Annotated in this window: 22 protein-coding genes; 5 read left to right on the forward strand and 17 right to left on the reverse strand. The window is 67.8% G+C overall.

Annotated features, from left to right (window positions below; translation table 11 throughout):
* Positions 1-113: 113 nt before the first annotated feature.
* Entirely contained in the window at positions 114-653 is a 540-nt protein-coding gene (locus H7X47_RS04910; protein WP_193367453.1) for a MarR family winged helix-turn-helix transcriptional regulator, read from the reverse strand.
* A gap of 219 nt (positions 654-872) precedes the next feature.
* Between H7X47_RS04910 and H7X47_RS04915 the strand changes: the two genes are divergently transcribed.
* Together H7X47_RS04915 and H7X47_RS04920 are read left to right on the forward strand one after the other, a co-directional pair.
* Entirely contained in the window at positions 873-1,766 is an 894-nt protein-coding gene (locus H7X47_RS04915; protein ID WP_193367454.1) for a branched-chain amino acid aminotransferase, read from the forward strand.
* Positions 1,767-1,868: 102 nt separating this feature from the next.
* The gene (locus H7X47_RS04920) at positions 1,869-2,369 is read left to right on the forward strand and encodes a GreA/GreB family elongation factor (protein WP_193367455.1); all 501 of its coding nucleotides are present in this window, start codon (positions 1,869-1,871) and stop codon (positions 2,367-2,369) included.
* Between the two features lie 9 nt (positions 2,370-2,378).
* On the opposite strand, the gene H7X47_RS04925 is transcribed toward H7X47_RS04920, so the two are convergent.
* Positions 2,379-2,816: an Lrp/AsnC family transcriptional regulator gene (locus H7X47_RS04925; protein ID WP_319633532.1), complete on the reverse strand. Its 438-nt coding sequence runs from the start codon at positions 2,814-2,816 to the stop codon at positions 2,379-2,381.
* 66 nt (positions 2,817-2,882) lie between these two features.
* Here H7X47_RS04925 and H7X47_RS04930 point away from each other — a divergent pair, with 66 nt between their 5' ends.
* The gene (locus H7X47_RS04930) at positions 2,883-4,121 is read left to right on the forward strand and encodes an MFS transporter (protein ID WP_193367457.1); all 1,239 of its coding nucleotides are present in this window, start codon (positions 2,883-2,885) and stop codon (positions 4,119-4,121) included.
* A 133-nt stretch (positions 4,122-4,254) separates the two neighbouring features.
* Here the strand turns inward: H7X47_RS04930 and H7X47_RS04935 are convergent, their stop codons facing one another.
* The 10 genes from H7X47_RS04935 to msrB all read right to left on the reverse strand — a co-directional run bounded on the left by H7X47_RS04935 (position 4,255) and on the right by msrB (position 12,904).
* The gene (locus H7X47_RS04935) at positions 4,255-4,878 is read right to left on the reverse strand and encodes a hypothetical protein (RefSeq protein WP_193367458.1); all 624 of its coding nucleotides are present in this window, start codon (positions 4,876-4,878) and stop codon (positions 4,255-4,257) included.
* Positions 4,879-4,881: 3 nt separating this feature from the next.
* Positions 4,882-5,355 carry a molybdenum cofactor biosynthesis protein MoaE gene (locus H7X47_RS04940; RefSeq protein ID WP_193367459.1) on the reverse strand — a complete coding sequence of 158 codons (474 nt, stop codon included), beginning with the start codon at positions 5,353-5,355 and terminating at the stop codon, positions 4,882-4,884.
* Positions 5,356-5,357: 2 nt separating this feature from the next.
* On the reverse strand, positions 5,358-5,609 hold the full coding sequence (gene moaD / locus H7X47_RS04945; RefSeq protein WP_193367460.1) for a molybdopterin converting factor subunit 1: 252 nt from the start codon (positions 5,607-5,609) through the stop codon (positions 5,358-5,360).
* A gap of 71 nt (positions 5,610-5,680) precedes the next feature.
* Positions 5,681-6,937 carry a molybdopterin molybdotransferase MoeA gene (gene moeA, locus H7X47_RS04950; protein ID WP_193367461.1) on the reverse strand — a complete coding sequence of 419 codons (1,257 nt, stop codon included), beginning with the start codon at positions 6,935-6,937 and terminating at the stop codon, positions 5,681-5,683.
* A 4-nt stretch (positions 6,938-6,941) separates the two neighbouring features.
* Positions 6,942-7,499 (reverse strand): molybdopterin-guanine dinucleotide biosynthesis protein B, encoded by a 558-nt coding sequence (gene mobB, locus H7X47_RS04955; protein ID WP_437126546.1) that lies wholly within the window; start codon positions 7,497-7,499, stop codon positions 6,942-6,944.
* On the reverse strand, positions 7,496-8,068 hold the full coding sequence (pgsA, locus tag H7X47_RS04960; RefSeq protein ID WP_193367462.1) for a CDP-diacylglycerol--glycerol-3-phosphate 3-phosphatidyltransferase: 573 nt from the start codon (positions 8,066-8,068) through the stop codon (positions 7,496-7,498). Before pgsA ends, mobB begins: the two co-directional genes overlap by 4 nt.
* A 208-nt stretch (positions 8,069-8,276) precedes the next feature.
* Positions 8,277-10,205: an excinuclease ABC subunit UvrC gene (uvrC, locus tag H7X47_RS04965; RefSeq protein ID WP_193367573.1), complete on the reverse strand. Its 1,929-nt coding sequence runs from the start codon at positions 10,203-10,205 to the stop codon at positions 8,277-8,279.
* 559 nt (positions 10,206-10,764) lie between these two features.
* The gene (locus tag H7X47_RS04970; protein ID WP_193367463.1) at positions 10,765-11,175 is read right to left on the reverse strand and encodes a dihydroneopterin aldolase; all 411 of its coding nucleotides are present in this window, start codon (positions 11,173-11,175) and stop codon (positions 10,765-10,767) included.
* An 86-nt stretch (positions 11,176-11,261) separates the two neighbouring features.
* Positions 11,262-12,281, reverse strand: coding sequence for a calcium/sodium antiporter (locus tag H7X47_RS04975; RefSeq protein ID WP_227010154.1), 1,020 nt, complete (start codon positions 12,279-12,281; stop codon positions 11,262-11,264).
* A gap of 203 nt (positions 12,282-12,484) precedes the next feature.
* Positions 12,485-12,904: a peptide-methionine (R)-S-oxide reductase MsrB gene (gene msrB / locus H7X47_RS04980; protein WP_193367465.1), complete on the reverse strand. Its 420-nt coding sequence runs from the start codon at positions 12,902-12,904 to the stop codon at positions 12,485-12,487.
* Positions 12,905-13,157: 253 nt separating this feature from the next.
* Here msrB and H7X47_RS04985 point away from each other — a divergent pair, with 253 nt between their 5' ends.
* A complete protein-coding gene (locus tag H7X47_RS04985) occupies positions 13,158-14,093 on the forward strand; it encodes a GGDEF domain-containing protein (protein WP_193367466.1) in 936 nt (311 codons plus the stop codon).
* A 12-nt stretch (positions 14,094-14,105) separates the two neighbouring features.
* Here H7X47_RS04985 and H7X47_RS04990 read toward each other — a convergent pair whose 3' ends face one another.
* Positions 14,106-14,573 carry a YaiI/YqxD family protein gene (locus tag H7X47_RS04990; protein WP_322096456.1) on the reverse strand — a complete coding sequence of 156 codons (468 nt, stop codon included), beginning with the start codon at positions 14,571-14,573 and terminating at the stop codon, positions 14,106-14,108.
* Positions 14,574-14,592: 19 nt separating this feature from the next.
* Entirely contained in the window at positions 14,593-16,752 is a 2,160-nt protein-coding gene (uvrB, locus tag H7X47_RS04995) for an excinuclease ABC subunit UvrB (protein ID WP_193367468.1), read from the reverse strand.
* A gap of 422 nt (positions 16,753-17,174) precedes the next feature.
* On the opposite strand from uvrB, the gene H7X47_RS05000 reads away from it, so the two are divergent.
* On the forward strand, positions 17,175-17,963 hold the full coding sequence (locus tag H7X47_RS05000; RefSeq protein ID WP_193367469.1) for a c-type cytochrome: 789 nt from the start codon (positions 17,175-17,177) through the stop codon (positions 17,961-17,963).
* Positions 17,964-18,094: 131 nt separating this feature from the next.
* On the opposite strand, the gene H7X47_RS05005 is transcribed toward H7X47_RS05000, so the two are convergent.
* The 3 genes from H7X47_RS05005 to H7X47_RS05015 are packed head-to-tail and all read right to left on the reverse strand — an operon-like array spanning position 18,095 to position 21,301.
* Complete coding sequence (locus H7X47_RS05005; RefSeq protein ID WP_193367470.1) at positions 18,095-18,241, reverse strand: hypothetical protein; 147 nt, start codon at positions 18,239-18,241, stop codon at positions 18,095-18,097.
* A gap of 5 nt (positions 18,242-18,246) precedes the next feature.
* On the reverse strand, positions 18,247-18,927 hold the full coding sequence (locus H7X47_RS05010) for a class GN sortase (protein ID WP_319633533.1): 681 nt from the start codon (positions 18,925-18,927) through the stop codon (positions 18,247-18,249).
* Complete coding sequence (locus H7X47_RS05015) at positions 18,920-21,301, reverse strand: marine proteobacterial sortase target protein (protein WP_193367471.1); 2,382 nt, start codon at positions 21,299-21,301, stop codon at positions 18,920-18,922. Before H7X47_RS05015 ends, H7X47_RS05010 begins: the two co-directional genes overlap by 8 nt.
* Between the last annotated feature and the right edge of the window lie 102 nt (positions 21,302-21,403).

Genomic DNA, 21,403 nt, shown 5'->3' on the forward strand with positions numbered 1-21,403 from the left:
GGGGCCTCGCTCAGAGTAGACTCGCTCGGGCGTCCTTGGTTATGGAGGCGGAGTATAGGCCCGGCAAAGGCCGCTCGCGAGGGTTTAAAGCGGGCCAGATCCTGTGCTCGGCGCTAGCGCCTGGCCGCCGATTTCGGGGGCGCCGCTTTGGCCCCCTGCTTGCCGGGCGCCTCGGGGCGCTCGAAGCGGCCGCGGTCGGCCTCGTCGATGATGTTGGTCAGCACGGTGCGGAAGCCCTCCACCGCCTCGGCCCCGGCGGTGCGGTAGGCGCGGGCGATGCGGATGCGCTGCTGCTCGGTCAGCTTGTTCTCCAGCTCGCGGCCCTTGTCGGTCAGCTCCAGCAGGCGCTGGCGCCGGTCGCGCAGGCCCGGGCGCTGGGTGATGAAGCCGTCGCGCACCAGCTGGCCCAGGACGCGGGAGAGGGACTGCTTGGTGATGCGCAGGATGGCCAGCAGCTCGGAGACCGTGATGCCGGGATTGCGGCCGACGAAATAGATGACCCGGTGATGGGCCCGCCCGAAGCCGTAGTCGGCCAGGATCTGGTCGGGCTCGCCGGTGAAGTCGCGGTAGGCGAAGAACAGCAGTTCCATCGCCTGGCGCAGTTCCTCCTCGCGCAGGAAGAGGGGGTTGGGACCGCCTTTTACGTCAGCCATGTTGACATATCTACCTAATCTTGTTACATAAGGCCAGCAAGATTTGATCGAAAGTATCAAATCGGAACTATTAACGGAAAAAAATCTCTGATTGGTTAGTGTTACTGACTGATCTGCCGTCAAGAGCAGGCGCTTCTGAATAAGTGGGGGCCGGACCGGCGCGGGCGCCGTTCGGGGTACCGCACCGACTAACAAGGGTTTTTAGGGACGAGACGCGAGATGTCCATACTTCCTTTCGACGACCGTGACGGCGTCATCTGGTACAACGGCGAGCTCCTGCCCTGGCGGGACGCCAAGCTGCACGTCCTCAGCCACGGCCTGCACTACGCGAGCTGCGTCTTCGAGGGCGAGCGCTCCTACGCCGGGCGCATCTTCAAGATGGAGGAGCACCACGACCGGCTGCTCAACTCCGGCAAGATCCTGGGCTTCAACGTGCCCTACAGCCGCGCGGAGATCGACGCCGCGGCCATGGCGGTGCTGGAGGCCAACGGCATTTCCGACGGCTACGTCCGCCCGGTGGCCTGGCGCGGCAGCGAGATGATGGCGGTTTCCGCCCAGCAGACGAAAATCCACGTCGCCGTCGCCGCCTGGCAGTGGCCGGCCTACTTCAGCCCGGAAGCGCGCATGAAGGGCATCCGCATGGATTTCGGCGAGTGGAAGCGTCCCTCGCCGGAGACCGCGCCCTGCCATTCCAAGGCCGCCGGCCTCTACATGATCTGCACCATGTCCAAGCACGCCGCCGAGGCCAAGGGCTATGCCGACGCCCTGATGCTCGATTACCGCGGCTTGATTGCGGAGGCGACAGGTGCCAACGTATTCCTGGTTCAGGACGGCAAGATCCACACGCCGACCCCGGACTGCTTCCTGGACGGCATTACCCGCCGCACGGTGATCGACCTGGCCAAGCGCCGCGGCTACGAGGTCATCGAGCGGGCGATCAAGCCGGAAGAACTGGCCAAGACCCAGGAAGTCTTTCTTACGGGCACGGCCGTGGAGGTGACCCCGGTGGCCGAGATCGGTGACTACAAGTTTGAGGCGGGCGAGATCACCCGCAACCTGATGAACGACTACGACGCCCTGGTGCGCAAGCACGCGGCGGCCAGCGCCGCCTAGCGCCGCTCACATCGGTCTGACGAAAGACCGGGCGGCGCGAAGGGGGCGCCGCCCGGTTTTCTTTTTTGCGGCCGCGTTTGAAAGAGATTGGAGACGCAAGAGATGTCCCGTGCCTTCGTGAAGGAAGACGACGCCGGTGCGCCGGAAGAAAAAGTCGACCTGCCGATCAGCGAGCATCCCAACTTCGTGACCCCGGCGGGCCTTCAGATGCTGAGAGACAAGGTCGCCCAGTACGAGGCCGAGCGCGCCGAGCTGAAGACCCACGACGACGAGCTCGCCAGCCAGTCGCACCTGCCGCGCGTCGAGCAGGAGGTGCGATACTGGGAGGAGCGCCTGCGCACGGCGATCCCCGTGGACCTCGCCAAGCAGCCGCGCGACAAGGTCGCCTTCGGCGCCGTGGTGACGGTGGAGGACGACGACGGCAAGACCCACGACTACCAGATCGTCGGCGAGGACGAGGCCGAGCCGCAGAACGGCAAGGTCTCCTACGTCTCGCCGCTGGCCCGCGCCCTGGACGGCGCCGAGGTCGGCGAGGTCATCATCTGGAAGCGCCCCGCCGGCGACCAGGAACTGGAAGTCATGGCGATCAAGTACGAGGGGTGACGTCTAATCCTAAACCCCGGGGCCGCGTTCCAGGTAGGTGTTGAGGACGATGTAGGACTGGGTGCGGATCACGCCCTTGATGTTGTAGAGGCGGTGGAGGATGTCCTCCAGCGCGCGCGTCGACTCGCAGCGCACCTTCAGCACCAAGCAGGTGTCGCCAGCGACGGCGTGGATCTCCTCGACGCGCGTGTCGTCGTAGATCGCCATGAGATCCAGCGTCTTGCACCAGCCTTCGGTGTCCACGTGAATGAAGGCGGAGAGCGGGCGGCCTACCGCCTCGCCGTCCAGGCGCGCCACGGTGCCGCGGATGGCACCCGACTTCTTCAGCTTCTTCACCCGCTCGTGCACCGCCGGTGCCGAGAGGTGCAGCCGCTCGCCCAATTCCTTGTAGGAGAGGGTGGCGTCCTCGGCCAGCAGGCCTAACAGCTTTCGGTCCATCGGGTCCATGGCCGATACCTTACTAGGTTCGGCAGCGAACGCCATTCGTAATTATCATGACGGGTGTACTTGCGCTTGTGCCGAACAGCATTCGGAACCATATCCTGTCTCACCCTCTTGTCCGCCGGGCAGACCCGAATGACAGACGTCGCCGTCCCGCTCCGCTTCACCCCCGCCCTCAGCCGCCGTCTGCTGTGCCTCACCCTGGCCATCGCCACGGTCGGCCTGCAGGCGCTGCTGGTGGCGCCGCTCCTGACCGACATGGCCCGCGACCTCGGGGTCGGGCCGGCGGCCATCGGCCGCGCCAACGGGCTCTACGGCGTGGGCGTGGCGGTCGCCGCGCTCCTCACCGCGCCGCGGCTGGATGCCTGGCCGCGCCGGCGCGTGCTCTCCCTCGCCCTGCTGGCACTCGGGCTGGCGCTGGCCGGCTGCGCGCTGGCGCCCGACGCGATGATGCTGGCGGCCGCCATGGCGGCCTGCGGCCTGGCCGCCGGGGTGGTGCTGCCGACCACCTACGCGCTGGCCGGCGACCTGGCGCCGCAGGAGCTGCGCTCGCGCGCGGTCGGCCGCGTCATCGTCGGCTGGTCGCTGGCCATGGTGGCGGGCGTCCCCGCCGCGGCGCTGCTGGCCGAGCAGCTCGGCTGGCGCGGCGCCTACGCCGTCGTCGCCGGGATTGCCGGCGTTGCGGGGCTGGCGGTGCTGACCCTGCCACCTGCAGCGCGGCCGGCGGGCGCCGGGCTCGTGCCGTATCGCATCGCCCTGGCGCAGCCGGGTGTGCTGCGCCTGCTCGCCATGACGCTCGCCTATATGATGGCTTTCTACGGCTGCTACACCTTCCTCACCGATCACCTCCGCGCATCAGAGGATCTTGGCCCCACGCTGGGTGGCTGGATCTCGCTCAGCTACGGCCTCGGCTTCGGCCTTGCGGTGGTCGGCAACGGGCTCATCGACCGCCGCGGCCCCTGGCGGGTGGCCGCGCCGACTTTCCTCCTGCTGGCCGGGCTCATGCTGCTGCTGGCGCTGGCGGCGAGCGAGTCGCCGTGGCTCGTGGTCGCGCTCGCGCTGCCCTGGGGCGTGGTGAACCACTTCGGTCTCAATGTCCTCGTCTCGCTGCTGTCGAGCGGCGAGGCGAAAGTACGCGGTGCCGTCCTCGGCCTCTACAGCGCCGTCACCTACGTCGCGCACTTCATCGCTGGCGCGGGGTTGGGGCTCGTCTATGCGGGGGCGGGGTTCAATGCTGTTGCGGTGGTGGTAGCGGTAGGGCTTGCGGTGGCGGCAGGAATGGCTCTGACAGCATCGCGGCGAGAAGCGTAGCCAGCTTGCTCGATGGCGCCGAGGTCGGCGACTTCATCACGTGGAGCGCCCCGCCGGCGACCAGGAACTGGAAGTCGTGGCGATCAAGTACGAGGGCTAGGAGGAGCGGCGGCCTTCCTCCCTCCTATCCCGATCAGCCTTTCTCCAGTTCCTTGAGCCAGTTCTGCAGAAATTCCGCATTGTTCGGCACACTCGCATCGGTGCCGGCTTCGCTCTCCGCAAGCAGCTTTTCGAACCACCAGATCGTGCGCTCCCTGATGTGCGGATCGGCTTCGGCGCAGAGGCCGAGCAGGTCGATGCAGCAATAGCGTTCGTGGTGCGTGCCGTTCTCCAGCAGGTGGAAGAACAGCGCGGCGCCGTAGCAAAGCTCTCGGCGGCAGGCTTCGGCAAGTCCCCTGTTGCCATGCTTCAGTTCGGCCTCGCTCGGCTGGCCGCCGCCGATCTCCACCAGGACCTCGAGCAGAAAGGGGCGCGCGACCTCGGTGCAGGCGTGCAGCGCCGCCAGGACGCAGCGCACGGTGGGCAATGCCGACTCCGCGATGACCTCGTTGAAGACGGCGTGATGATCGATCTGCCAATAGAAGCGCTCGGCCTCTTCCTTGTCTCGGGCGGCCGCCAGGGCCGCAATCCCGCCGGGGATCGACTCGGCGCTTTCCTCGCCCAAGGTGTAGTGCTTGAGGGCCCTGAGCTTCTTCCAGTCGTAACGCTGCAGTTCCTGAAGCAGGGGGCGTCTCCGAGAGAGCAGTCTGTGGAGCATGCGCTACTCCGCCGCGTCGGGGTCTTTCTTCACCCAGCGGGCGGCGGCGGTGTCGTCGCTGTCGCGGGCATCGACCCACTGGGCGCCCTGGTCGGTTTCTTCCAGCTTCCAGAACGGCGCCTTGGTCTTCAGCCAGTCCATGAGGAACTCGCAGGATTCGAAGGCGGCCTGGCGGTGCGCCGACGCGGTCGCGACCATCACGATCTGATCGCCGGGTTCGAGACGGCCGAAGCGGTGGATGATCAGTGAGGCTTCCAGCGGCCAGCGTTCTGTCGCTTCCGCCTCGATCTCGGCGAGCATCTTCTCCGTCATGGCCGGATAGTGTTCGAGGGTCATCGCGGAGATCTCGGAACCGCCTGCGAGATCGCGCACCAGGCCGACGAAAACGGCGACACCGCCGATGGCGTGATTGCCGTTCGTCAGCTGTGCGAGTTCCTTGCCGACATCGAAGTCTTCTGCCTGAACGCGAACCGCCATGCTCAGCCTCCCGTCACCGGCGGGAAGAGGGCGACCTCGTCGTTGGGGCCGACGGGATCGCCGGGCTTGGCGTAGCTCTGGTTCACCGCCACGCGGATGGCGCCGCGGTCGGAGAGCGCATCGGCGAAGTTGGCGCCGCGGCCTTCCAGCCAGGTCAGGAGTTCGCCCACGGTGGCGACGTCCTCGGGCAGCGCCACGTCCTCCTCGGCCATACCGGTTTTGGTCTTCAGCCAGGCAAAATACAGCAGTTTCACGGGTACTCGTTCCTAAGCTTCATCATCGGGCCCGGAGGCCCGTCGAAGGATGGGCAACCTCTCTAATATAGTCACTGCGCCACTTCGCTGAAGGGCAGGAATTCGACCATCGCGCCGGCCTCCAGGCGGGTCAGGTCCTCGGGCAGCTCGATGAGGCCGTCGGCGGCGACCAGGGAGGAGAGGATGCCGGCGCCCTCGCGCGGGAACTTTTCCGCCGTAAGCCCGCCGGAGGCGTCTTCCACCAGATGGGCGCGCACCCACTCGCGGCGGTCCTTCTTCTTCTTGTGGTCGAAGCCGGCGCGCACCTTGAAGGTATGCGGCGGCGTGTCGTTCCCGCCCATGAGGCGCAGGATCAGCGGGCGCACGATGGTGAGGAAGGTGACGACCACGGCCACCGGGTTGCCGGGCAGGCCGACGAAGGGCACAAGCCCGACCTGGCCGAGGGCGATGGGGCGGCCCGGCTTCACCGCCAGGCGCCAGAGGTGCAGCTTGCCCAGCGCCTCCACGGCGTCCTTCACGTGGTCCTCTTCGCCCACGGAGACGCCGCCGGAGGTGACCAGCAGGTCGTGCTTCCCTTCGGCGGCTTCCAGCGCCTGGCGGATGGTCTCCAGGTCGTCGGGCAGGATGCCCAGGTCGTCGACGGCGCAGCCCAGGCCGGTCAGCAGCGCATGGATGGTGTAGCGGTTGGAATCGTAGATCGCGCCGGGGGCCAGCTCGGCGCCCGGCTCGCGCAGTTCGTCGCCGGTGGAGAAGAGCCCGACCTTGAGGCGGGTCGAGACCTTGACCTCGCGGCGGCCCACCGCCGCCGCCTGGCCGACGTCCTGGGGTCTGAGCCGCTGGCCCTTGCGCAGCACCACGTCGCCCGCGGCCACGTCCTCCCCGGCCTTGCGGGCGTTGGCGCCCTTCTTGATGCCGGGGCGGATGACGACCGTATCGCCGTCAACTTCGCAGTCCTCCTGCATCATCACCGTGTCGGGGCCGTCGGGAAGGCGCGCGCCGGTGAAGATGCGGACCGCCGCGCCGGGCCGCGCCTGCGGCAGCTCCATCTGCCCGGCGGTGACGCGGCCGATGACCGGCAGGCGGGTTTCCTTTTCCGGGTCCAGGTCGGCGTGGAAGACCGCATAGCCGTCGACGGCGGAGTTGGGCGCCGGCGGGATGTTCACCGGGGAGACGATGTCCTCGGCCAGGATGCGGCCCAGGGCGGCGTGCAGCGGCACCGCCTCGCTCTCCGTCACCGGCGTCAGGATGTCGGCCAGCAGCCTGCGGGCCTCGTCGACCCGCATCAGCGGGCCGCCCTGGGCGAAGCAGTCGTCGCTGAGCTGAGCCATAGCGCTACTCCGCCGCGCCCTTTTGCGCTTTCTGGGGCTGCGCCCGCTCGGTCAGGCCGCAGTGGGCGACGATGAAGTCGGCGATGGCCTCGACGTCGTTGAGGTCCAGGCGCGGCACCGGCAGGCCGGGCAGCTCCTCGTCCGCGGCCACGGCGACGACCTTGGGGTCGTCGGGCTGGATCAGGGGCTTGCCGTGGGCGGGACGGTGGATCTCGATCTTCTCGTGGCCCTCGGCCTTCCAGCCCTCGATGATCAGCAGGTCCACCTGCGTCATGTGCCGCATCAGGCTGCGGCTGTCGGGCTCGGCCTCCTCGCGCAGCTCGTGCATCAGCGCCCAGCGCTTGCCCGAGCCGATCATCACCTCGGTGGCTCCGGCGGCGCGGTGCTCGTAGGAGTCCTTGCCCGGCTTGTCCACGTCGAAGGCGTGGTGGGCGTGCTTCATGGTCGAGACCTTGAGCCCGCGGCGCACCAGCGCCGGGATCAATTGGACGATGAGGGTGGTCTTGCCGCTGCCGCTCCAGCCGGCCAGGCCGATGACTTTCATTTCTTTCTCGCTGCTCATTGGCCGCCGCTTTCCTCGCTGACCATGTGCTTCAGGCCGCGCGCCATGTAGTCGTAGCCGGTGACCGCGGTCAGCACGCCGGCGATCCACAGGCCGATCTCGCCGATCAGCGAGACCGGAATGGCCTTCGGCCCGGCGTCGCCGACGATGAGGAAACCGAGGGCCAGCATCTGGATACCGGTCTTCCACTTGGCCAGCTTGGTGACCGGCACCGAGACCTGGATCTCGGCCAGGTACTCGCGCAGGCCGGAGACCAGGATCTCGCGGGCCAGGATGATGATGGCCGGGATCACCGCCAGCCCCGCGATCTCCTGGGTCGCCACCAGCATGACGATCAGGGTGGCGACCAGCAGCTTGTCGGCGATGGGGTCGAGGAAGCGGCCCAGCGGCGAGATCTGGTTCATATGGCGGGCCAGATAGCCGTCGAAGTAGTCGGTGATGCAGGCCAGCACGTAGCCGGCGAAGGCGATCCAGCGGTAGAACGGCGTGTCCACATAGATCAGCGCCAGCAGCAGCGGGATCGCGGCGATGCGCGACACGGTCAGCATGTTCGGCAGGCTGGTCAGCATGACCTCGGTTCTTCCTCCTGAAGGCAGGCCGCCTATATCCCTGGGCGCCGCTTCCGGCGGGCATCCCGTCTTCACGGCCTTTGTAGCATAGCCGCCCGGCGCGACCCAGAGGCGAGGGCGGCCCGGGGGCCCCAAAAATCGGCCGTTAACTTAAGTGCTTACCCGGGGCTGCGCGGCGCCGCCGGTCTGCCCACCGTTCCGCTGTCCGCTAGCCGTCCCGGTGAAAGTGGTCGTAGATCTTGCGGGCCACGGTCTTGGAGATGCCCTCCACCGCCTCCAGGTCGGCCAGTCCGGCCCGGGCGACGGCCTGGGCGGCGCCGAAGTGCAGCAGCAGGGCCTTCTTGCGCCGGGCGCCGATGCCCGGCACCTCGTCGAGGACGGAGCGCAGGCGCGCCTTGGTCCGTCCGGCCCGGTGGGTCCCGATGGCGAAGCGGTGGGCCTCGTCGCGCAGGCGCTGCAGGAAGTAGAGCGCCGGGTCGCGGGGCTGCAGCATGAAGGAGGGCCTGCCGGCCATGAAGATGCGCTCGCGCCCGGCATCGCGGTCCGGCCCCTTGGCGATGGCGGCGATCGGCAGGTCGCCGAGGCCGAGGTCGGCCAGGACCTCCGTCCCCACCGTGAGCTGGCCCTGGCCGCCGTCCAGCAGCACCAGGTCCGGCCAGAGGTCGCCGCTGCGCTCCGGGTCTTCCTTCAGGGCGCGCCGGAAGCGCCGGGTCAGCACCTCGCGCATCATGGCGTAGTCGTCGCCGGCCTCCGTCTCCGGGTCCTTGATCTTGAACTTGCGGTAGGCGTTCTTGCGGAAGCCCTCGGGGCCCGCGACGATCATGCAGCCGTAGGGCTCGCTGCCCTGGGTATGGCTGTTGTCGTAGACCTCGATGCGCTCGGGCGTGCCCTCCAGGGCGAAGATCTCGGCCAGCTGCTCGAGCAGCTTTCTCTGGCTGCTGCTCTCGGCCAGGCGGCGGGCCAGGGCCTCGCGGGCGTTGTGCAGGGCGTTGTCGATCAACTTGCGCTTGGCGCCGCGCTGCGGGCGCGTCAGCTCCACCTTCACCTCGGCCTTTGTGCTCAGCGCCTCGGCGATGAGGTCCTGCTCCTCCAGGCCGTGGCTCAGCAGCACCAGGCGCGGCACCGGCTTGTTCTCGTAGAACTGGGCGACGAAGGCGCCCAGTACCTCGCCGATGCCGAGGCTCTTGTCGTGGCTGGGGAAGTAGGCGCGGTTGCCGTAGTTGCGCCCGGCGCGGAAGAAGAAGACCTGGATGCAGATCTGCCCGCCTTCCTCGTGGGCGGCGATGACGTCGGCGTTGTCGACGCCGGGGATGTTGATGTCCTGGTGCGCCTGGATCTGGGAGAGGGCGCGGATGCGGTCGCGGTAGACGGCGGCGGTCTCGAAATCCAGCTTCTCGGCGGCGTCCTCCATCTTGGCGGCCAGCTGCTGCTGGACCTCCTGGGAAGACCCGGTCAGGAAGCGCCGCGCCTGGGTCACCAGGTCCAGGTAGTCGGGGGCCGAGATGCGCTCCACGCAGGGCGCCGCGCAGCGCTTGATCTGGTACATCAGGCAGGGCCGGGTGCGCGCGGCGTAGACCGCGTCGCTGCAGGAGCGCAGCAGGAAGGCGCGCTCCAGCGCGGTGATGGTGCGGTTCACCGCGCCGGCCGAGGCGAAGGGGCCGAAGTAGTCGCCCTCGCGGGTCTGGGCGCCGCGGTGCTTGGTGATCTGCGGGATGGCGTGGTCGCCGGTCAGCAGGATGTAGGGAAAGGACTTGTCGTCGCGCAGCAGCACGTTGTAGCGCGGCATGAGGCGCTTGATGAGGTTGCTCTCCAGCAGCAGCGCCTCGACCTCGGTGTGGGTCTCCACCACTTCCATGGCCACGGTCTCGGCCACCATGCGCTGCAGGCGGCGCGGCAGCTTGGCGATCTGGGTGTAGTTGGTGACCCGGCGCTTCAGGTTGCGCGCCTTGCCGACGTAGATCGCGTCGCCCTTGCGGTTCAGCATGCGGTAGACGCCGGGGCTGGCCGAGAGGGTCTTCACCGTGCCGGCGATGACCTGCACGCCCTGCGCCAAGCCTTCACCCAAGCCGGAAAGGTCGATGCCCTCGCCCTCGGCCCCGGGGTCGACGACGTAGGGTTCGGCTGGATCCTCCTCCATCCCCATGGCCGAGCGCTTGCCCCCGGCCGAGGGGTCCTTGGCCAGGCGCTTGGCCAGCAGGCGGTCGCCGGCGGTCTGCTTGGGGACCTTGGTCATCGGGTCGAGAGCTTGCGGGTCGGGTGTCGGGTCGTCATGCGGGCGTCGAAGAGGCCTATGTGGGGGCGCTCGGGGGCGCTGGGATACCATATTTGGGGCCGCCTGCCCGGCGTGCAAAGCCGGCGTGCGGGAAAGGTTGTTCCAGCCCCCCGAAGCTTAGGGGAGCGGCCCGGATTCTATCCACCAAAGCTGTGGATAAATCTGTGGCTATCCACCCCCCTCATTCGAAGCCCCTTAGGGAATTCTACATTTTTGTTAAGCTGCCTATTTTTTAGGCAAAAGAACTTAGTATGTTGATTTTCAATATGAAAAATCAAGTCAAGAATAAAGTTAACGATATCGACCTAAAAATGTCATCGACCAGAGGGCGATTTCAGCGCGTCTTCGACCCCCTGTGTAAAACTCCTTATTCGCGCGATCGGATTGGCTTCTGCGGCAATGGCTTAGCTGATTCGCCAACGGCTTAGCCGCCACTACGCCTGCGTGCAATCTCAACGCCAATGCCACCGATGTCCGCGTAGCGGTCGAGCTTCTCGATCCGCACCCGCGTTTCGCTCACCGGGTCGAAGCCGAAGCAGACTTCGGAGAGCTCTTCGGCCAGTGTCTCGAGCAGACGGAAGGTGGTTTCCAGGCAGTGGTTGCGCACCGCCTTGGCCAGGGAGCCGTAGTTCACCACCTCGTTGATGTTGTCGCGGCAGGGCGGCGGGTAGTCGACGGTCAGTTCGATGTTGATGCGCAGGCGCTGGCGCCGGGCCCGTTCCTCGTCGCTGACGCCGATACTGCAGGACAACGTCAGGTCACGGATCAGGATGCGCTGTGACAGCACCTCGGATTTGACGCGCTCGCCATCGGGGCGGGGTTGGGTGGTGGGCATCGGGCTCTCGTTCCGCCGGGCGGCCAGGACTGTTTGTGACGGGCCCTGGCCGCCGCGACTGCCAGGGAAGGTTTTCGGCAGTCATCCTAGGACTGCGTGGGCGCGGCCTCAACCGCCGGGGCCGGCGCGGCGCCGAAATGTGCCGCTTTGTGGGGATCGAACTGGATCCAGACGAAGGCCAGGTAGAGCAGCACGAAGACGGCGCCCTCCAGGCGGGTGATGTGCTTGCCGGTCAGCATCACCGGCACGGCGATCAGGGTTGCGGCGGCCAGGACCCAGATGTCGAAGTTGAGGATCTCCGGGGCCACGGTCACCGGGGTGATGACGAAGAGCGCGCCCAGGATCAGCAGGATGTTGAAGATGTTGGAGCCCAGCACGTTGCCCAGCGCCACCTCGGTATGGCCGCGGAAGGCCGCGACGATGGCGGTGGCCAGTTCCGGCAGGGAGGTGCCGAAGGCGACCAGCGTCAGGCCGATCACGGTCTCCGAGACCCCGGCGGCGCGGGCGATGGTGGAGGCCCCGCGCACCAGCAGTTCGGAGCCGCCGCCCAGGGCGACGACGCCGACGAGCACCAGGGCGAAGGCCACCCAGGCCGACTTCGGCGTGGCGCCCGCCTCCTCGATGGCCTCCAGGCCGGTCGAGGCTTCGTTGTAGCTGCGCTGCTCGACGCGGTAGCTGTAGGCGAGGTAGGCCACCAGCAGCACCAGCATCACCGCGCCGTGCACGAAGGACAGCTGCTGGGCGCAGGCCAGCAGGATGAAGACCGCGGTCGCCGCCACCATGGCCCCGGTGTCGCGCAGGATGCGCTTGGGCTCCCGCTCGATGGGGCAGAGCAGGGCGGCGAGCCCCAGGATCAGCAGGATGTTGGCAATGTTGGAGCCGACCACGTTGCCGACGCCGATGTCCGGCACGCCCTGCACGCCGGCGGTCAGGGTCACCACCAGTTCCGGCATGGAGGTCGCCAGGGCGACCACCGTCAGTCCGATGAGCAGCGGCGAAAGCCCGAAGCGCAGCGACAGGCCGACAGCCCCGCGCAGGAGGATCTCGCCACCGACGAACAGCAGGGCCAAACCACCTCCGGCTTGCAGGAATGCGAGTGCTGTCATGACCGGATGTGGGTACCAGGCTGGTTGAACGTCGATGATCTGCCGCCCGGCGTTCCGGTGAAGGGCGCGCGCCCTCGGAAAGCCGGTGGACCGCCGCGGCGGGCGGCACAATGGCCGAGCCGCCCTTAAATGTCGATCCCCGGCGGCTTTTTCAATGAGAGTCTCGGGAGGCAGACGCCCAAGAACGGGCGGCAGCGGCGCCGTCAGCCCTCCTCGCCGTCCTCCGCCTTGGCCGGGCGCAGCTTCAAAGCCGCGGAATTCATACAGTAGCGCTGGCCGGTCGGCTCCGGCCCGTCGGGAAAGACATGGCCGAGGTGGGCATCGCAGGCGGCGCAGAGCACCTCGGTGCGGCGCATCCAGAGGGTGCTGTCTTCCTTGGTTGCAACCGCCTGCTCGTCGACCGGGGCATAAAAGGACGGCCAGCCGGTGCCGGAGTCGTACTTGGTGGTCGAGGAGAACAGCGGCTCGCCGCAGACGACGCAGTGATAGGTGCCGGGCGTCTTGCAGTTGTGATAGCGCCCGGTGAAGGCGCGCTCGGTGCCGGCCTCCTGGGTGACGTAGAATTCCTCGCGGCTGAGAGCCCGGAGCAGTTCTTCGCGGCTCTTCTTCACCTTCGTGGTCATGGCCTCTGGTGTCCTTCGGCCGTCGGTCGCCGCTTGCCGGCGCCCGGCCTCGTTCGGGTTGCTGTCCTCCTACATCTCGGTCGGCGCTCCGCCTTTGGCAAGCCGTGCCGGCTCCGGGAGCCGCCCGTTAAGGCCATTTTTAGCCTTCTGCGGCAGATTTGTAATCGAAATGATTAGCGCAATGGTTGCTGAAATCCGGGGCCCGGTCGCAGGGGTTGCGGCGCGGGAGTGAGGTCGCTTTTGGGGGACGCTGTTGTTTGAGGACCTGTTGACCAATGCCCTCGACGCCATCTGGGTGATCGACGAAGAGGGCATCATCCGCTACGTGAACCCGGCCGCGGAGGCGCTCAGCGGCTATGACCGCAGCGAGCTGGTGGACCAGCCGCTGGCCAGGATTCTGCCGCCGGCCATCGCCGCCGTGCACAGCGACTACCTGCGGCGCTACCTGGAGGCCGGCCCCCAGTTCAACATCATGGGCTCGGTGCGCGAGTTCTCCATCATCGCGCGCGACGGCGAGGAGATCCCGGTCGGCCTGCGCGCCTTTGAGATTCCGCCGCCCGACGACAAGCGTTGCTTCGGCGCCATCATGCAGGACTATCGCCCGCGCCGGAAACTGGAGGCGGAGCGCGACGCCCTGCTGTCACGCCTCTCGGCGCAGGCGCTGTCCGACGAACTGACCGGGCTGCCCAACCGCCGCGCCTTCATGGACGAGTTGGACCGCGTGCTGGCCGCCATGCGCCGCCATGCCGCCCCCGCGTCGATCGCCGTGATCGACATCGACCACTTCAAGCATGTCAATGACACCTACGGGCACAGCGCCGGCGACGCGACGCTGCGGGCGCTGGCCGAGGTGCTGCGCGAGACGCTGCGCGGCGAGGATTTCCTGGCCCGCATCGGCGGCGAGGAGTTCGCCCTGGTGCTGCGCGCCGCCGACCTGGGCATCGCCGGGCGCATCGCCGAGCGCATGCGCGAGCGGGTCGCCCGGACGCCCATCGAACTGCCCGAGGGGCAGACGATCCACATCACCATCAGTATCGGCGTCGCGCCCTTTTCCTCGAACTGCAAGGACCAGGCCTGCCTCAAGGCCGCCGACAAGGCGCTCTACAAGGCCAAGAACGGCGGCCGCAACCGGGTCTGCCTCGCCTGCCGGGAGCAGGTGGCGAGCTGCGCCGCGGCGGCCGCGCTTTAGCCGCTCCCTTGCCTAGGGTCGCCGGCGCTTCAGCTTTTCAATGGTTTCGTGCAGGGCCGAAAGGAAGTCCGAGCGGTCGCGCTGGGAGAAGGGCCTGGGCCCGCCGGTCACCTGGCCGGCCTCGCGCAGCTCGGCCATGAGGTTGCGGCTGGCCAGCGCCATCCCGATGGAGCGGTCGGAGAAGCCCTTGCCGTTGGGCGCCAGCACCGCCGCCCCCGCTTTCACGCAGCGCGCCGCCAGTGGCACGTCCGAAGTAATCACCACGTCGCCCGGCCCGGCGCGCTCGGCGATCCAGTCGTCGGCGGCGTCGAAGCCGTCGCCCACCACCACCCGCTTGATCAGCGGATGGACGGGCAGGGCGATGATGTCGTTGGCCACCACCTGCACGGTCCAGCCGTGGCGCTCGGCGACCTTGTAGATCTCGGCCTTCACCGGGCAGGCGTCGGCGTCGACGAAAATCTGGCCGGAAGTTTCCTGCAGCGCGCTCAAGAAACCCCGCCTAGCGCCGCTTGCCGCGGTACTTGCCCCCGCCTCGCTTGGCGCGCGACTTGCTGGCGGCGCCGGCTTGGGCGATGCGGTCGGCGAAGCCACCTTCACCGGTCGGCATGCCCGGCTTGTCGAGGCCCAGCTCGTGGTCCTGCAGGCGCTTGATCTCGTCGCGCAGGCGCGCGGCCTCTTCGAACTCCAGGTCGGCGGCGGCCTCGCGCATGCGCTTTTCAAGATCGGCGATGTAGCTCTGCAGGTTGTGGCCGACCAGGTTCATGGCTTCGGCGTCGCCGGTCTTCACCGTCACGTGGTCGCGCTCGTAGACGCTCTCCAGGATGTCGGCGATCTGCTTCTTAATGGACTCCGGCGTGATGCCGTTGGCGGCGTTGTAGGCCTGCTGCTTCTCGCGGCGGCGGTTGGTCTCCTCCAGCGCCGCCATGAGGCTGTCGGTCATCTTGTCGGCGTAGAGCACTACGCGGCCGTCGACGTTGCGCGCCGCGCGGCCGATGGTCTGGATCAGCGAAGTGGTGGAGCGCAGGTAGCCCTCCTTGTCGGCGTCCAGGATGCAGACCAGGGCGCACTCGGGAATGTCCAAGCCCTCGCGCAGCAGGTTGATGCCGACCAGCACGTCGAAAACGCCGAGGCGCAGATCGCGGATGATCTCGATGCGCTCCAGGGTGTCCACGTCGGAGTGGATGTAGCGCACCCGCAGGCCCGCCTCGTGCAGGTATTCGGTCAGGTCCTCGGCCATGCGCTTGGTCAGCGTGGTGACCAGCGTTCGCAGGCCCTTCGCGGCCACGTCGCGGCACTCGGCGATCAGGTCGTCGACCTGGCTTTCGGTGGGGCGGATGATGCAGATCGGGTCGATCAGCCCGGTCGGGCGGATGACCTGCTCCACGAAGACGCCGCCGGTCTGCTTCAGCTCCCAGGGGCCGGGCGTCGCCGAGACGTAGACCGTCTGCGGGCGCATCTGCTCCCACTCCTCGAACTTCAGGGGACGGTTGTCGATGCACGACGGCAGGCGGAAGCCGTACTCGGCCAGGGTCGACTTGCGCGAGTAGTCGCCGCGGTACATGCCGTTCAGCTGGCCCACGGTGACGTGGCTCTCGTCGACGAACAGCAGCGCGTCTTCCGGCAGGTACTCGAAGAGGGTCGGGGGCGGCTCGCCCGGATTGCGCCCGGTGAGGTAGCGCGAGTAGTTCTCGATGCCGGCGCAGGAGCCCGTGGCCTCGATCATCTCCAGATCGAACATGGTGCGCTGCTCCAGGCGCTGGGCCTCCAGCAGCTTGCCCTGCTTGGTGAAGAGGTCGAGCTGGATCTTGAGGTCTTCTTTGATCTGCTTGGCGGCCTGCTGCAGGGTCGGGCGCGGCGTCACGTAGTGGCTGTTGGCGTAGACCTTGATGGCATCCAGGCTGTCGGTCTTGTCGCCGGTCAGCGGGTCGAACTCGTGGATCGTCTCGACCTCGTCGCCGAACAGGGTCAGGCGCCAGGCGCGGTCCTCGTAGTGGGCCGGGAAGATGTCGACGGTGTCGCCGCGCACCCGGAAGGTGCCGCGGTGGAAGGCGGTGTCGTTGCGCTTGTACTGCAGCTCGACCAGCTTCTTCAGCAGGTCGGCGCGGTTGACCTCCTGGCCCGACTTCACCTCCACCGTCATGGTGGCGTAGGTCTCCGGCGAGCCGATGCCGTAGATGCAGGACACCGAGGCGACGATGACCACGTCGCGGCGCTCGAAGATGGCGCGGGTCGCGGCGTGGCGCATGCGGTCGATCTGCTCGTTGATCGAGCTTTCCTTCTCGATGTAGGTGTCGCTGCGCGGGACGTAGGCCTCCGGCTGGTAGTAGTCGTAGTAGGAAACGAAGTATTCCACCGCGTTGTCGGGGAAGAAGGACTTCATCTCGGCGTAGAGCTGGGCGGCCAGGGTCTTGTTGGGCGCCAGCACCAGCGCCGGGCGCTGCACCTCGGTGATGACCTGGGCCGCGGTGAAGGTCTTGCCGGAGCCGGTGACCCCCAGCAGCACCTGGTCGCGCTCGCCCTCGCGCAGACCTGCGGTCAACTCCCTGATCGCCTGAGGCTGGTCGCCGGCCGGCGTATAGTCGGAGTCGATGCGAAAGGGCGTGCCCGCGGCGATATCCACAGGCTTGGCGGGAAAAGGGCTGAGAACCGGGTTCGACATGCCCCTTTATATGCGCTTCGCCCCGCCCGAGGCCAGGGGCGCGGCTTTGGTCCGGCGCAGACTTCCTGCCAACAGATGTCAGCAATGAAGGTGGTGGGATCGGATCTCGCGCGCGTCGTACCGCGATGTCGACGCCCCGGCCAGGAACACAACGCGACGACGCACCTGCAACGGCAGGCAGGGTGCATTCGCGGGACGTGCTGCGCGAAATAGTAGAGTTGCACTATTCGGCAGAAAACAGAATTCAATGATCTAAATCATTGACTTTTTAGAAAAGCTTTCAAGTACACGAAAATAAATACTTGACGAAAAGTCTATTAAGACTGGTTTTATTCCCAGCGTTTGGGGATAATGCGTAATCTTTGACTTGTCTATGCCTATGGGAAATTGAACCAATAAGCCAATTTGGGGAGGGGCTAAAGATGAGATCGTTGTCGTTTTCACCAGGAAAAATGGGAATGCTTGTCGCCGCGGTGCTGTTTCTTGCGCCGGCAGCGATCCTGGCCGCGGACAAGGAAGACGAGGAGTACCACCGGGACTACATCTACGGTGTTCCGGAAAATCCCACCGAGGCCTGGATACTTTCCTCCGGCGGGCGGCTCTACGACAATTGGATCAGTGCCTTGGATGCCGATAAGCCTGCGGGCACGCATCCGGCCTGGCCGGCGTCGAACAGCAAGGAGGGAGCCGTGACCTGGCGGTGCAAGTCCTGCCACGGATGGGACTATCGGGGTAAGGACGGCGCCTACGGCAAGGGTTCCTACAAGACCGGGATCACCGGCGTGCGGGGGTGGGCCGGGAAGGACCCAGAAGAGATTCACAAGATCCTGATGAACGGCACCCATGGCTTTACCCACGACATGATTCCGCTCGACGCCATGCAGCGGATTGCCGCTTTTGTCAGCCGTGGCCAAGTGGACTTGACCGCCTATATCGGCATGGACAAGTCGGTCAAGGGCGACGCCGCAAACGGCGCCGCCAAGTTCCAGACCATCTGCGCTTCCTGCCACGGCTTCGACGGCAGGGCGCTGGACTGGGGCGACAGCGAGAGCCCCGGTTTCGTCGGCACCGAAGCCAATGCGAATCCCTGGGAGGTTCTGCATAAGATCCGCTCCGGCCATCCAGGGGTCGAGATGGTATCGATGGCGGCTTTCCCGCTGGAAGATGCCTTGGACATTCTGGCCTACACCCAGACTCTGCCAGTGAAGTAGGTCTGCGACAGACGCTTCGGCGCAAACGTCCATCACCCGCATGGTCGCCGGGTGGTGGACGTTCGTGCCCTGCAGTGGCTGCCGGGTAAGAGCCCGCAGCAGTCAATGGCTGACCGCCACGCCGAAGTCGCTTACAGCAGCGGCGCGAAGAGCAGCAGCGCGGCGCCGAGGCCGACGGCCAGCAGCACGGCCAGGCAGGCACGCATCAGCCAGCGCCTGAGCGCCGAGCCGCGGGCCAGGGGCGCATCTCCGGCAAACTCCGCCGGATCAAACAGCATTCACGTCAGAGGCTTCCATCGGGGATACCTTCTCCGTCCTTGGTCCCCCCGAACTGGTTGATGATCAGCGCAGCCTCCCCCCGCGGCGCTGTGTCTTCTGCGGTCGCGGCGACGGCTTCCGCCGTCACCACATAGCGCAGCGGGCCGCCCGGCATGACGGCGTCAAAGGGATAGCAGGTGACCAGGCTGACCAGCGGCAGCGCCGCCGCGTGCCGCGCGAAGACCGGGTGGCGCACGTCGATCACCTCGTGGGCGCGCACGGTGAAGTCCCGCCACCGTCCCTGATCGTCCTGCAGGCGCAGGCGGCTGCCCGCGGCGAGCTCGCGCAGGAAGGCGAAGTGGGTGTCGCGGTGGCCGCTGAGGATGCGGTGGCCCAGGATCTCGGTGCCGGGCACCACGGCGGGGCCGAAGGCCAGGGTGCGCCCGCTGGCCCCGGCCAGCACGTAGAGATCGACGTCCAGCTCCGGCACCTGCAGGCGCGCCACCGGCCAGGTGTCCGCCCAGGGCCAGGGCTTCGCTTCCGCCTCGCCGGCCAGGGTCGCGGCCCAGGCCCGGTCCAGCAGGCGCTGGGCCAGCCAGGCCTTGGCGTGAATGGCGGCGGCCCCGCCCAGCTGCCACAGGCCGAGGGCCAGGGACAGCAGGGCGAGGCCCAGGAGGAAGCGATTGAGGGTGAAGGCCCTAACCACGCAGGCCGCCCTGCTTGCGGCGGCGCAGCACCAGGACGATCAGCGCCAGCGCCATGAAGAGGTAGGCGCCGCCGATGATGGCCATACGCTCGGCGGGTGTCGCCGTCTGAGGCAGCGTGACGAGCTGGCCGTCGGCGGCCTTGGCCTGCTGCAGGAAGTAGTCGGGCAGGGCGCGCGAGCGCATCTCCTGGGGCGCCTGCAGGGGTGCGCCGGCGGCCGGCTCCTCGCTGGGGGATGGGCCCTCGATGTTGCGGAGGATCGTCTCGCCGAACACCTTCTCCGCGTCCCAGCCGTGGGGCAGGTCGCGGGGGATTTCCGTGCTGTTCAGGTTCTCGTCCCGCGGCCGGGCGACGGCGTCGTCGACGGCGACCAGGGAGGTGTAGCGGGTCACCAGGCCGTGCTTCAGGGCGACGGCCAGGGCTTCGGCGCGGATCGCCGTCTGATCGACTGCCTGCCCGCCTGCATCGCGACCGCGGTAGAGGCCGTCCTCGATCTGCACCAGCTTGGCGCGGGCCCAGATCGAGGCGACGCCGGGGGCGGCCGTCAGGCCGGTGAGGGGCACGCGCTGCTGCCAGGCGCCCGTGGCGGCCTCGCCGGTGATCAGCAGCTGGCCGTCGAGCTGCGCCAGGTCGACGCCCTCCAGGCGGGCGGCGAAGGTCACCGGCTCGCCGGCGTAGAGGTCGGGCAGGGGCGTGGGATAGATCTCCAGGCGCTTGCCGGCGGAGAGCGGCCAGCCGACGCGGACGCCGGTCAGGGCCGGCTGCTCCAGCTTGGTCAGCAGGGCGTCGACGCGCTCGCCCACTTCGTCCAGGTCGCCGATATAGGTGAAGCTGCCGCGGCCCAGCTCGGCGGCCTTGCGCATGAAGTAGCTGTTGGGAGCCGAGCCGATGCCGACGGTGAAGAGACGGCTGTCGCCCAGACGTTCGGCGACCTGGGCGAAGAGCTCCGCCTCGTTGCTCACCGCCGCGTCGGTCAGGAAGACCACCTGGCGCAGATGGCCGTCTTCGGGCTGCTCGGCGAGCGCCAGCTCCAGGGCCGGGCGCATCTCGGTGCCGCCGTCGGCCTCCAGGGCGCTGACGTAGTGCCAGGCCTGGGCGACGTTGCCGACCGAGGCCGCCGCGGCGCGCGGGAAGAGGGCGTGGGTCTCGTTGTTGAACTGGATGACGTTGAAGCGGTCCTGCGGGTTCAGGCGCTTCAGGGCGGCGATGACCGCGGCCTTGGCCTGGTCGATGGAGGCGCCGTGCATGGAGCCGGAGGTGTCGATGACGAAGATCACCTCGCGCGGCCGGATGCTCTGCGGCCCCTGAATCTCCTGGGGAGCCGGCGCGGCGTCTTGTGTCGGCGGCACCATCATGACCAGCAGGTGGGTGTCGGCGCCGACCTGTTCGGCGAAGACGGCGGCCCGGGGCGCGGCGCTGGCCAGCGGCGTCCACTGCAGCACGAAGTCGCGGTCGGCGGGCACCTCTGCCTTTCCGTCGGGGCCGGGGCGCAGGGTGATGCTCTGCCGGCCGTCCTTCCCGCTCTCGACGACCACCGGGTGGTAGAGGCTCTTCACGCCTTCCAGCGGCACCCCGCCGTTGAGGTCGATGCGGAGCGACAGCGGGTTATGGGTCGTCTCGTCGATGTCCACCGGGCCGAAGAGGTCGCGCGGCTCTCCGGGGGCCGGCTGGCGCACCACGGCGGGAGAGGGCTGCGGCCCCCGCGGCGCCTCGGCGATGTCGGCCCTGGGAGCGGGGGTGTAGCGCGGCGCCACCACCATGGGGAAGCGCAGGGAGAAGACGCCGTTCTCGTAGGCGACGCTGTCCTGGAAGGCGATCTCCACGGTGATGTCCTCGCCGGGGCCGATGTTGGCGACGCTGGTGGCGAAGACGTTGGGGCGCTCGGCGCTGACTAGGCTGGCGCGCTGGCCGCTGTCCGCCGCCTCCTGGTAGACGCGCTTGGCTTCGGCCTTTTCCAGGATGCGGCCCTGGATCCGCCGCTCGCCGATGACCATGGTCAGGCGGTCGACGGCGGAGCGCTCGGGCAGCGGGAAGATATAGACGCCTTCCAGCCAGCGGTCGGTGGGGTTGTGGAAGACCTGGCGCACCGTCACCCGGTTCACCATGCCGTTGACCGCCATGTCCACGTCGGTCTTCAGGGTCGGCGCTTCCAGGGCTTTGCCCGCCTCGCCGCTGGGGAAGAAGAGGCCGGCGCGCAGTTCCTCCGGCTGGCTCTGAGCCGCTGCGGGCAGGCTGTGGACCGCCAGGGAGGCCAGCAGGACCAGGATCGCCAGGCCCAGGGTTCCGGCGATGACCAGGGCGTCGCGGAAGACGGCCCGGCCCAGCCGGGGCGGAAAGAGGCCGTGTGACGGTTGTGGCAGCAGGTCGTGTCGCATGTCTTGATCCCCCCAGGGAGGTGGCTATGTGGTGGGCTGGAGTGCCTTGTCGGATGTCTGTCCCAGGGGTATGAGGCGCGCCGAGCGTGGCGGCAGCGGACC

Origin of the sequence: Pelagibius marinus (assembly GCF_014925385.1) — a bacterium.
In the GTDB taxonomy this organism is placed as follows: Bacteria; Pseudomonadota; Alphaproteobacteria; order Kiloniellales; family Kiloniellaceae; genus Pelagibius; species Pelagibius marinus.

Excerpts from the sequence above, each read along its gene's own strand:
- H7X47_RS04935 (WP_193367458.1), bottom strand. The coding sequence starts at position 4,878 with ATGCTCCACAGACTGCTCTCTCGGAGACGCCCCCTGCTTCAGGAACTG.
- mobB (WP_437126546.1), bottom strand. The coding sequence starts at position 7,499 with ATGAGCAGCGAGAAAGAAATGAAAGTCATCGGCCTGGCCGGCTGGAGC.
- uvrB (WP_193367468.1), bottom strand. The coding sequence starts at position 16,752 with ATGTCGAACCCGGTTCTCAGCCCTTTTCCCGCCAAGCCTGTGGATATC.
- H7X47_RS04970 (WP_193367463.1), bottom strand. The coding sequence starts at position 11,175 with ATGCCCACCACCCAACCCCGCCCCGATGGCGAGCGCGTCAAATCCGAG.
- uvrC (WP_193367573.1), bottom strand. The coding sequence starts at position 10,205 with ATGGAGGAGGATCCAGCCGAACCCTACGTCGTCGACCCCGGGGCCGAG.
- moeA (WP_193367461.1), bottom strand. The coding sequence starts at position 6,937 with ATGGCTCAGCTCAGCGACGACTGCTTCGCCCAGGGCGGCCCGCTGATG.
- H7X47_RS04940 (WP_193367459.1), bottom strand. The coding sequence starts at position 5,355 with ATGGCGGTTCGCGTTCAGGCAGAAGACTTCGATGTCGGCAAGGAACTC.
- H7X47_RS04925 (WP_319633532.1), bottom strand. The coding sequence starts at position 2,816 with ATGGACCCGATGGACCGAAAGCTGTTAGGCCTGCTGGCCGAGGACGCC.
- H7X47_RS04910 (WP_193367453.1), bottom strand. The coding sequence starts at position 653 with ATGGCTGACGTAAAAGGCGGTCCCAACCCCCTCTTCCTGCGCGAGGAG.
- H7X47_RS05005 (WP_193367470.1), bottom strand. The coding sequence starts at position 18,241 with ATGCTGTTTGATCCGGCGGAGTTTGCCGGAGATGCGCCCCTGGCCCGC.
- H7X47_RS04920 (WP_193367455.1), top strand. The coding sequence starts at position 1,869 with ATGTCCCGTGCCTTCGTGAAGGAAGACGACGCCGGTGCGCCGGAAGAA.
- H7X47_RS05015 (WP_193367471.1), bottom strand. The coding sequence starts at position 21,301 with ATGCGACACGACCTGCTGCCACAACCGTCACACGGCCTCTTTCCGCCC.
- msrB (WP_193367465.1), bottom strand. The coding sequence starts at position 12,904 with ATGACCACGAAGGTGAAGAAGAGCCGCGAAGAACTGCTCCGGGCTCTC.
- H7X47_RS04915 (WP_193367454.1), top strand. The coding sequence starts at position 873 with ATGTCCATACTTCCTTTCGACGACCGTGACGGCGTCATCTGGTACAAC.
- pgsA (WP_193367462.1), bottom strand. The coding sequence starts at position 8,068 with ATGCTGACCAGCCTGCCGAACATGCTGACCGTGTCGCGCATCGCCGCG.
- H7X47_RS04975 (WP_227010154.1), bottom strand. The coding sequence starts at position 12,281 with ATGACAGCACTCGCATTCCTGCAAGCCGGAGGTGGTTTGGCCCTGCTG.
- H7X47_RS05000 (WP_193367469.1), top strand. The coding sequence starts at position 17,175 with ATGAGATCGTTGTCGTTTTCACCAGGAAAAATGGGAATGCTTGTCGCC.